The sequence below is a fragment of the Pelagimonas sp. genome (assembly GCF_050633425.1).
GTDB lineage: Bacteria > Pseudomonadota > Alphaproteobacteria > Rhodobacterales > Rhodobacteraceae > Pelagimonas.
Genome location: NZ_JBOEGM010000075.1, coordinates 1 through 556, shown reverse-complemented (window position 1 = coordinate 556; position 556 = coordinate 1). Strand labels below are relative to the sequence as shown.

The window sequence follows — 556 nt, the reverse complement described above, 5'->3', positions numbered from 1 at the left end:
CTGGGAGCGGCCATAAAGCTTTGGCTGGTCGGCGGGGCTGTTTTGCGACGTTTCCCCGTGTTGCGGGACGTTGGCGCGTCCCGTGACCTCCTGGATGGATAGATGCTAGGGCGTCACATCCTCAAACGTGACGCTGGTCACGCGAAACGACATTGTGCCGCCCTTGGGTTTGGCGCGGCACCGGATGTAGATCGGGGCATCCATCCCGGCAAAATCCATCGAGTGGGCACCGTTGACGTTTGTGACAACCCCTGGCTGGGTGATGCTGCTGTTCGGGCCGGTCCAGGCATAGGCGTTCAAGACGATTGTGTTGCTTGCGCCAGTGCTGTGCGCATAGTCCTCGATGGTCCATGTCGCCCGGTATGTGCGCCCAGGTACCGTATGCATCATGTAGCGGTTCAAAGCGTTCACAGCGGTGGATGAGTCAACGACCGTATCGAAGAGGATCTCCCCGCCACCAACCGTGAACCCGGCATCGTAAATCCATTCATTGGGGTCCAGGAGGTTCGGATCAGTCAAAAACGCTGGCCCGCCATTCACCCCGCCATATGCCGCC

Annotated in this window: 1 protein-coding gene; it reads right to left on the bottom strand. The window is 59.7% G+C overall.

Features of this window, described 5'->3' with window-relative positions; genetic code table 11:
- Window positions 1-105: 105 nt before the first annotated feature.
- On the bottom strand, window positions 106-556 hold a 451-nt coding region (locus ACRBB0_RS27305), incomplete at its 5' end, for a hypothetical protein (protein WP_431377625.1).